Genomic DNA, 1,200 nt, shown 5'->3' on the forward strand with positions numbered 1-1,200 from the left:
GGACGGGGGAGCGGTCCTTGGGGGTGCCGTCCCGGCCAAGAGGCGCCGCCCCCGGCCCGGCGGGGGGTGTCCCCCCGGTTGTCACCCCGTCAGATCCCTGACGTACCGCACCTCCGGCACGGCCACGCCCTGCACCTCGAAGGGCTCCTCGGCGCCGTCCGCGGTGAAACCGGCCCGCTCATAGAAACGCCGGGCGCCCTTGTTCTCCTTCAGCACCCACAGGAACATCCGCCCGTGCCCGGCGGACGTGCAGCGCCGTACCGACTCGGCGAGGAGCCGCCCGCCGATGCCGGTGCCGTAGTGGCCGGGGTCCACGTAGATCGCGTACAGCTCGGCGTCGGCGGTGCGCCGGTCCTCCTCGCGGTACGGGCCGTGGCAGGCCCAGCCGACGATCCGGCCGCCGGCCTCCGCGACGAGGTCGGTGACGGTGCCGTCGCCGCGCAGGAGCCGCTCCCGCAGCCGCTCGACGTTGTCGGCGACGGTCATCGCGTCGAGGTGGCTACGAGGCATCAGCCCCCGGTACGCGCTCTGCCAGCCCCGGACGCGGATGCCGGCGACCGGCCCGCAGTCCTTTGCCGTCATCTCCCGCAGCGTGAGCGCGCTCATGTGCCGATCACCGCGTACGCCTCGATCTCCATCAGGAACTCGGGCCGCACCAGCGCCGCCACCTGCACCGCCGACGCGGCCGGGAGACGGTCGTCCGGGATGTGCGCGGCGCGCGCCTCGCGGATCGCCGGCATGTACGCCATGTCCGTCACGAAGTACGTCAGCTTCACCACGTCGTCGAAGCCGGCCCCGGCCGCGGCGAGACAGCGGCGCAGATTCTCGAAGACCTGCCGGGCCTGCGCGGCCGGATCGCCCTCGCCGACGATCCGTCCCTCCTCGTCGAGGGCGACCTGCCCGGACACGGCGACGAAACGGCCGGTGCCGAGGACGACATGGCTGTACTGGGCGGCAGGGGCCACCCCGGCGGGGGCGGGGATCCGGGTCGGTTCACTCATGCGCCCATCATGGGCGACCGGCCCGCAACCCCCGCCACCGAATTTGCCCGGACCCCCTGGGCGGGAGGTGACCTAGGCAGTTTCGTTTGGATCAGTCGGTCGTTGGTCCGGGTGTGCCGTTGACTGATGCGCAGTGGGCGCGGATTGAGCCGTTGCTCCCGGACCGGACACCGAAGCGGGGTGGCCGCTGGCGTGACCA

Annotated in this window: 2 protein-coding genes; both read right to left on the reverse strand. The window is 72.9% G+C overall.

From position 1 onward, the window contains the following. Positions 1 to 81 precede the first annotated feature (81 nt). Entirely contained in the window at positions 82 to 606 is a 525-nt protein-coding gene (locus MTQ10_RS30605) for a GNAT family N-acetyltransferase (protein WP_247474023.1), read from the reverse strand. Then, entirely contained in the window at positions 603 to 1,001 is a 399-nt protein-coding gene (locus MTQ10_RS30610) for a RidA family protein (RefSeq protein WP_247474028.1), read from the reverse strand. The genes MTQ10_RS30605 and MTQ10_RS30610 overlap by 4 nt, the downstream gene beginning before the upstream one ends. Positions 1,002 to 1,200 lie beyond the last annotated feature (199 nt).

The sequence above is a fragment of the Streptomyces sp. XM83C genome (genome assembly GCF_023072675.1).
GTDB lineage: Bacteria > Actinomycetota > Actinomycetes > Streptomycetales > Streptomycetaceae > Streptomyces > Streptomyces thermocoprophilus.